Genomic DNA, 6,633 nt, shown 5'->3' on the forward strand with positions numbered 1-6,633 from the left:
TCCGCCAGCACTCGGCGACCCCGATCCGCACCTCAAGGAGCCCCTCATGGCCGTTTTCACCGTCGACTCCGACGCCGTCCTCGCCCAGTCCGCCGCGATTCGCGGCACGATCGACCGCATCCAGTCCGAGTCCCAGTCGATGCTCGGCCAGCTCGTTCAACTCCAGTCCGCGTGGACCGGTCAGGCATCCGCGGCCTTCCAAGAAACGATCGAACGGTGGCGCACGACGCAGCGACACGTCGAAGAGAGCCTCGCCGCCATCACCCTGGCGCTTGAGTCGGCCGGTCGACAGTACGCGGATGCCGAGATCACGAACGCCGCCCTGTTCCGCTGACCGCACGCACAGAACCCGGCGCAGACACGAAGAAGGGCCCCGGCGTTATGCCGGGGCCCTTCTTGTGATTCGTGCGGGACTTAGAAGTCCATGCCACCCGTCGGGTCGCCAGCCGGAGCGGCAACGCGCTCGGGCTTGTCGGCCACGACGACCTCGGTCGTCAGGAACAGACCGGCGATCGACGCCGCGTTCTGCAGGGCAGAGCGCGTCACCTTGGCCGGGTCGATGATCCCGTGAGCGAACATGTCGACGTACTCACCGGTCGCGGCGTTGAGGCCGTGTCCGATGGGCAGCTCGGCGACCTTGTTCGCCACGACACCGGGCTCGAGGCCAGCGTTCAGGGCGATCTGCTTGAGCGGCGCCTCGATCGCGACGCGAACGATGTTCGCACCGGTCGCCTCGTCACCCGTCAGGTTGAGCGTGTCGAACACGTTCTTCCCGGCCTGGATCAGAGCCACGCCACCACCGGCGACGATGCCCTCTTCGACGGCGGCCTTCGCGTTGCGAACGGCGTCTTCGATGCGGTGCTTGCGCTCCTTGAGCTCGACCTCGGTTGCCGCGCCGGCCTTGATGACGGCGACGCCACCGGCGAGCTTGGCGAGACGCTCCTGGAGCTTCTCACGGTCGTAGTCGCTGTCGGTGTTCTCGATCTCGCGGCGGATCTGGGTCACGCGACCCTCGATCAGCTCCGAGTCGCCGGCACCCTCGACGATCGTGGTCTCATCCTTGGTGATGATGACCTTGCGCGCCTTGCCGAGCAGGTCGGTGGTCGTGTTCTCGAGCTTGAGACCGACCTCTTCGCTGATGACCTGACCACCGGTGAGGATGGCGATGTCCTGGAGCTGCGCCTTGCGACGGTCGCCGAAGCCGGGAGCCTTGACGGCAGCCGACTTGAAGATGCCGCGGATCTTGTTGAGCACGAGAGTCGCGAGAGCCTCGCCCTCGACGTCCTCGGCGATGATGACGAGCTCCTTGCCCTCCTGGATCACCTTGTCAACGACCGGCAGAAGGTCCTTGATGTTCGAGATCTTGGAGTTCGCGATGAGGATGTAGGGGTCCTCGAACACGGCTTCCTGGCGCTCGGGGTCGGTGACGAAGTAGGGGTTGATGAAACCCTTGTCGAAACGCATACCCTCGGTGAGCTCGAGCTCGGTGCCGAACGTGTTCGACTCCTCGACGGTGACGACGCCTTCCTTGCCGACCTTGTCGATCGCCTCGGCGATCAGGTCACCAATGGTGGTGTCGGCGGCCGAGATCGACGCGGTAGCGGCGATCTCTTCCTTGGTCTCGACCTCTTTGGCGCTCTTCAGCAGCTCGGCCGAGATGGCCGCGACGGCCTTCTCGATACCGCGCTTGAGCGAGATGGGGTCGGCGCCGGCTGCGACGTTGCGCAGGCCTTCCTTGACGAGGGCCTGAGCGAGAACGGTAGCGGTGGTGGTGCCGTCACCTGCGACGTCGTCGGTCTTCTTGGCGACCTCCTTGACGAGCTCCGCGCCGATCTTCTCGTACGGGTCGTCGAGTTCGATCTCCTTGGCGATCGAGACGCCATCGTTCGTGATGGTGGGGGCGCCCCACTTCTTCTCGAGCACGACGTTGCGACCGCGGGGGCCGAGCGTCACCTTGACGGCGTCGGCGAGGATGTTCAGGCCGCGCTCGAGGCCGCGACGGGCCTCTTCGTCGAAAGCGATGATCTTTGCCATGTGTGTGTCGTCCCTCCCGGACGTAGGTATTGGTTTAGCACTCCGGTAAGGCGAGTGCTAACGCCCATTCTGGCACTCACCCCCACCGAGTGCAAGCCGCGCAGAGTCCGGATGACTCAGGTCAGACGACCGCGATGCTCCCGCCGCGCGCATTGGGTACGAGCTCGACCCATGTGTTGCCGGGCGCGAGGTACACGGGGGTGCCGTATTGGTTCGTGAGCTGGATGGGCGCGTCGGCGGATGCCTTGGTCCAGGTGACCTGGATGACCTTCCCGCCCGTCGACACCCACGCCGGCCCGCTGCCCACCATGACGGTCTTCGGGATGTCGCCGTACGCCCAGTCGATGCTCACCGAAAGCGCGACGACGTTGGTCGCCGCGAGCTGCCCGCCCGCCGAATCCATGTCGGGCGCGCCGTTCTGCGAACGCAGGTAGCGTTCGGACCCCGCGTCCCACCGCCATGACCGGCTTTCCTTGGCCGAGAAGAACAGGTCGAATCCGTTCGCCGGACTCCCGTAGGCCGCGGCGGACGCCGTCTGTGGGCGCTGCGAGTACGCGAACTGCTGTGCCGGCGGAGGCACATCGGCGTATGCGGCGCGCAACTCCTGCGCCTTGACGAGCACGTTGTGGGGCGAGGCCTTGGAGCGGGTGCGGTACATGAAACGGTCATCCGCTCCGCCGTGGATAGCGTTGTGCACGGGGGTGTTCAGCATCATGTCCACAAAACGCTGCTGCCCACCCGAGTAGGCGATCAGTCCGCCGAACGGCGACACGATGTCGGGATCCATCGGACGGATGCTTCGCACGGGACCGATCTCGGCGGGCACATCCGAGAACCAGAGCGCGACGTAGCGGGTCAGGCCACCCTCGACGAGCTCCTCGAACACGATGTCGGTGTGCTCCAGCCCCACCTGAGGGCGGGCCGCGACGTGATTGTCGATCTTCGCCGCGAGGGCGGGCCCCGTGATCGTCTCGGCGGGAACCTGCGTTCCGCGCAGAGGCTGCACGGTCATCGGGGGCGCCTCGGGGGTCGGTGTGGGCGTGGGCTCGGCGGACGCTGTCGAACTGGGGGTTGCCGACGGTGAGCCCGCTTCCGCCGGTTCAGCGGCGCAGGCGCCGAGCATCAGCGCCGAGACGAGAACGCCGACGGTTGCGGCGAGCCGCACGGAACGCGGGAGCGCGCGGGCCCGCGCTGGCGACTTCATGCGCGTCAGACTAGGACGCGCGCGACGGCTGACACCGTCGACACGACGGGTGATGCGGAAGCCGACGTGTCAGGAGACGACGCGAACCGATTCGGCCTGTGGGCCTTTCTGCCCTGCTCCGACGGTGAACTCGACGAGTTGACCTTCTTCGAGGACACGGAATCCCGACATGTCGATGTTCGAGTAGTGGACGAAGACGTCCTGCCCCCCGTCGACCACGGTGATGAAGCCGAATCCCTTCTCGGCGTTGAACCATTTGACGGTGCCCTGGGTCATGCGTGAACTCCTGTGCTGCGCGGGTGAGACAGGGTCATGCTAGCCAGCGGAATCGCGCCAAAAGAGCCGGGAGCGCAACTGTTGACACGGGGGCCGTCAACTCGTAACTCCGCCGAAACATGCGGGCGAATGGGTGCCTTGATGGGCACCCCGCCCGGACTATTCGGCGGGCGTCTCGGTCGCGACGGGCTCGACCCGGTCGAGTCCGAGCACGACGGTCAGCTGCGTGACGGGAGTGCCGGGGAGCGGATACTCGGGGTCGAGCACGACCTCGGGTGCACCGATCACACCGGCGAGGCCGCGAGCGGCACCCTCCGCCTCGGGTGCGGCGTAGTAGACGGTCGTCAGCGGGAAGGCTCGGTCGCCGGCGTTGCCCGCGAGCACGTTGGCCTCGGGCCATCCGTTCGCCACCAGCTCGTCCTTCACCAGCGTCGCCTGCCCCTCTTCGGGCGTGCCGTTGAGCACGAGGACCGTGTACGAGGTGTCGACGACGGGTTCGGCCGTCGGGACGATCGAGATCGAGGGCGCGGGGGTCGGGAAGAGCACGATCTTGCCCTGCCAGATCATGCTCGCGAAGATGCCCAGCAGAACCAGGACGATGGTCGCGGCGAGCGCCCAGAGAAAGGTCGTCCAGCCACGAACGCGAGGATTCTCGGCTCGGTGCGCACCGACACGGCCGGGGGACGCAGAGATGTCGTCGAATCGATCGGTGGGGGGCGTGGACACCTCAGAATGCTACCGGCGGTCGCGTGTGCGAACCCTCAACGCCGCGGCCGGCGGGAGTTCAGAGTCCCAGAGCGCCCTCGCGGGCGGCACGTTCGGCGTCGCGCTGGTCGCGGACGCGGCGCAGACGCTTGACCAGCATCGGATCGTAGGCGAGGGCCGCCTCGGTCTCGATCAGTCGGCCCAGCAGCTGGTAGTAGCGTGCGGGCGCGAGGTCGAGTTCGGCACGGATCGCCTCTTCTTTCGCACCTACGTGCCGACGCCACTCCGCCTCGAAATCGAGGATCGCGCGCTCATCCACAGTGAGGGCATCACTCCGAGACTCGGCCATGACCCCAGGGTAGGTCGGGCGGACGCTTCAGCTCGCGCGCCACTCCAGCCACGCGCCAAGCGGATCGGCGGCCGCCAGAACACGTTCGTCGTGGCTCAGGACGAACCCCGGCCATCCGCTCGCGTCGACCGGTGTCGTCCACCGCTGGTGAAGGGCCGGCGGATCGAGCGATACCCAGTGGGCGCCCTCACCCCGCAGCTCGGCGAGCGCATCGAACAGCCGCTCGCGACCGGCACGGGGTACGTGCGGAAGGAGGCCGGGGGTCGACACCACGACCGTCGCCTCCGACGGCGACGCATCCACCAGCAGCCGGAGCGCCTCGGGATCGGTGGCGTCGCCCGCGTCGATACGCAAGCGCTCGGCTGCGGCAAGATCGAGCGCCGCATCAATCCGCGCCGCTCGGCCTGTCTCGCCGGGCCAGACGAGAGCCGTGGCGAAGCGACGGTCATCTGGGGCGGACGAATCGAGCGGGCGGAGGTCCAGCCCGGCACGCCAGACGATCTCGGGCATGCGCAGCTCAGGCACACGCAGTTCGGAGACGCGGTCGCCGCGCAATTCGCACGAGAGCACGACCGTTGAGGGGCCGTCCGCAGGATCGAGGGCCACGCTCCCCGCTCCGCCGTACCGATACGAATACCGGTCGAGCAGCAGACACAGGCCCGCGGACGCCCCGAGTTCGATCAGCGCGATCGGCCCCTCTATCGCCGCGAGCGCGGGCAGCAGCACAGCGCAGCGCTGCGGTTCGTTGGTCTGCAGGGAGCGGACGGATGCGTCTGCGACGAGTTCGTCGCCGTGCTGCACGAGCCAATCGGCGAACGCCGCATACCCGCCGCCTTCGGGCGCCCCCCGCAAGCGGGCGAGGGCGAACACCAACGGCGGCTGGCGGCGATCGGCCGGGAGCCGTCCGATCACGTCGCACGCGGAGGCATCCGTCGCCACACCGCTCGCCCATTCGGCGTACAGCGCGGATCGACCCGGAGCCTCGACGAGCGCAAAACGCTCGTACCGCTCCGCTACCTCGTCCCTGACCGTCACCCGCCCATTCAAGCGTGATGCGTCCGGCGGTGCGCACGCAGGGTTGAATGGAGAGGAAGACAGGAGTGTGCGATGGACTACAGCATCACCAAGACCGACGAGCAGTGGCGTGCAGAACTCGACGCCGACCGTTTCGCGGTGCTGCGTCAGGCGGCGACCGAGACGCCGTTCAGCGGCGAGCTGCTCGACGAGGGCCGCGCCGGCCTGTACACGTGCGGCGCGTGCAACGCCGAGCTGTTCGAGAGCGGCACGAAGTTCGATTCCGGATGCGGGTGGCCGAGCTTCTACGAATCCGTCCGTCCCGACGCAGTCGAGCTCATCGAAGACGACTCGCTCGGCATGATGCGCACCGAGGTGCGCTGCGCCGCATGCGGATCGCACCTGGGTCACGTCTTCCCCGACGGCTACGGGACGCCGACGGGCGACCGGTACTGCATGAACTCGCTCGCCCTGTCGTTCGAGCCCGAGAAGTGAGCGCGCTCGACGCCGTCCGGGCGCGTCGCTCGTGGTCGAAGGTCACGGACGAGGCGCCGACGCACGACGAACTGCTCGAGCTTGTCTCCGCCGCCGGGCGCGTCGCGGACCACTCGGGCCTGCGCCCTTGGCGCTTGATCGAACTGCGCGGGGACGATCGTGAGACGCTCGGCCGCGCGATCAACAAGGCCGAGGGCGAGAAGGGCGCATCCAGCAAGCCGCGCCGCGCACCGCTCCTGATCGCGGTCGTCGCGAGCTATCGCAAGAGCGACAAGGTGCCGCGCTGGGAGCAGGAGGCCGTGGCATCCGGTGTCGCGCACATGCTCAGCCTGCTGCTCGACGAGGCGGGCTATGGCGTGCTGTGGCGCACCGGGCACTACACACGGGCGAAGGCCGTCGCGAAGGCGCACGGGCTGAAGAAGAACGAAGAGCTGCTGGGGTGGCTGTACGTGGGCAAGAAGCCCGAGCGCACGCGCGGCGGCTTCCGTCGCGGCGTGGATGCTTCGCGCTTCGTTTCGCGGATGCCCCGCCCTTAGCGCCGCCGTCGCCGCCACCC

General features: G+C 67.8%; 9 protein-coding genes. 3 read left to right on the forward strand and 6 right to left on the reverse strand.

Features of this window, described 5'->3' with window-relative positions; genetic code table 11:
- On the forward strand, positions 1-334 hold a 334-nt coding region (locus tag MIC448_RS12685), incomplete at its 5' end, for a WXG100 family type VII secretion target (RefSeq protein ID WP_306342151.1).
- Between the two features lie 80 nt (positions 335-414).
- Here the strand turns inward: MIC448_RS12685 and groL are convergent.
- The 6 genes from groL to MIC448_RS12715 form a co-directional block, all read right to left on the reverse strand.
- Entirely contained in the window at positions 415-2,034 is a 1,620-nt protein-coding gene (groL, locus tag MIC448_RS12690) for a chaperonin GroEL (RefSeq protein ID WP_036300323.1), read from the reverse strand.
- A gap of 121 nt (positions 2,035-2,155) precedes the next feature.
- Positions 2,156-3,238, reverse strand: a complete 1,083-nt coding sequence (locus MIC448_RS12695; protein WP_081766401.1) for a DUF3048 domain-containing protein — start codon at positions 3,236-3,238, stop codon at positions 2,156-2,158.
- A gap of 69 nt (positions 3,239-3,307) precedes the next feature.
- Positions 3,308-3,514, reverse strand: a complete 207-nt coding sequence (locus tag MIC448_RS12700; RefSeq protein ID WP_036300326.1) for a cold-shock protein — start codon at positions 3,512-3,514, stop codon at positions 3,308-3,310.
- A gap of 159 nt (positions 3,515-3,673) precedes the next feature.
- On the reverse strand, positions 3,674-4,240 hold the full coding sequence (locus tag MIC448_RS12705) for a LytR C-terminal domain-containing protein (RefSeq protein ID WP_036300328.1): 567 nt from the start codon (positions 4,238-4,240) through the stop codon (positions 3,674-3,676).
- 58 nt (positions 4,241-4,298) lie between these two features.
- Positions 4,299-4,568 (reverse strand): DUF3263 domain-containing protein, encoded by a 270-nt coding sequence (locus MIC448_RS12710; RefSeq protein WP_036300331.1) that lies wholly within the window; start codon positions 4,566-4,568, stop codon positions 4,299-4,301.
- A gap of 27 nt (positions 4,569-4,595) precedes the next feature.
- Complete coding sequence (locus MIC448_RS12715; protein ID WP_036300333.1) at positions 4,596-5,603, reverse strand: DUF2332 domain-containing protein; 1,008 nt, start codon at positions 5,601-5,603, stop codon at positions 4,596-4,598.
- A gap of 72 nt (positions 5,604-5,675) precedes the next feature.
- On the opposite strand from MIC448_RS12715, the gene msrB reads away from it, so the two are divergent.
- Positions 5,676-6,077: a peptide-methionine (R)-S-oxide reductase MsrB gene (gene msrB, locus MIC448_RS12720; protein ID WP_036300336.1), complete on the forward strand. Its 402-nt coding sequence runs from the start codon at positions 5,676-5,678 to the stop codon at positions 6,075-6,077.
- Positions 6,074-6,613 (forward strand): nitroreductase family protein, encoded by a 540-nt coding sequence (locus MIC448_RS12725; RefSeq protein WP_036300338.1) that lies wholly within the window; start codon positions 6,074-6,076, stop codon positions 6,611-6,613. The genes msrB and MIC448_RS12725 overlap by 4 nt, the downstream gene beginning before the upstream one ends.
- Positions 6,614-6,633 lie beyond the last annotated feature (20 nt).

This window comes from Microbacterium sp. C448, assembly GCF_000582705.2.
Taxonomy (GTDB): domain Bacteria; phylum Actinomycetota; class Actinomycetes; order Actinomycetales; family Microbacteriaceae; genus Microbacterium; species Microbacterium lacus_A.

What these genes read in the sequence shown, in the direction of transcription:
- groL (WP_036300323.1), bottom strand. Translation starts at nt 2,034, where the DNA reads ATGGCAAAGATCATCGCTTTCGACGAAGAGGCCCGTCGCGGCCTCGAG.
- MIC448_RS12695 (WP_081766401.1), bottom strand. Translation starts at nt 3,238, where the DNA reads ATGAAGTCGCCAGCGCGGGCCCGCGCGCTCCCGCGTTCCGTGCGGCTC.
- MIC448_RS12700 (WP_036300326.1), bottom strand. Translation starts at nt 3,514, where the DNA reads ATGACCCAGGGCACCGTCAAATGGTTCAACGCCGAGAAGGGATTCGGC.
- MIC448_RS12710 (WP_036300331.1), bottom strand. Translation starts at nt 4,568, where the DNA reads ATGGCCGAGTCTCGGAGTGATGCCCTCACTGTGGATGAGCGCGCGATC.
- msrB (WP_036300336.1), top strand. Translation starts at nt 5,676, where the DNA reads ATGGACTACAGCATCACCAAGACCGACGAGCAGTGGCGTGCAGAACTC.